The following is a 508-nucleotide window of genomic DNA, read 5'->3' on the forward strand; positions in this document are numbered from 1 at the left end:
TGCGGCACAATTTGAACAAATTGATTATGTCAAATGGAGACAGTTGCGAGATAACGATGATACCAAGTTTATTGGCTTAACCGCTCCTAACGTGCTTTTTCGACAACCCTACAAAAGTGATGGTTCTCGAAACGATCAATTTGAATTTCAAGAGAATATTGACGATTCAAATAACGATTTATTGTGGGGAAGTGGAGCCTTCTGTTTTGCTGCTGTTTCGATAAGAGCATTCCAAGAGCACGGTTGGTTTACTCATATGCGAGGAATAAAGCAGGGGGATTATAGCCAAGGCATTATTGTTGCTCCTACAAGAAACAAAACGCGCATTAATGGCAAAAATGACAGAGATAGATGCCCTTTAAATCTAAAAGTCTCTGAGCGTAAAGAGCAAGAACTGTCTGATTGTGGATTCATTCCGATTTCACCAGTTCCTGAAACAGACATGGTCGGCATGACTTCCAATGTTTCGTTGTATAAGCCAAAACTGTACGAAGAGAAGCATGTTGCG

The 508-nt window shown here is 40.6% G+C and carries 1 protein-coding gene; it reads left to right on the plus strand.

Features of this window, described 5'->3' with window-relative positions; genetic code table 11:
- Positions 1-508: type VI secretion system contractile sheath domain-containing protein (locus R7P74_RS29690; RefSeq protein ID WP_318124337.1), on the plus strand; the 508-nt coding region annotated here is incomplete at both ends.

Source organism: Vibrio sp. 2033 (assembly GCF_033339735.1).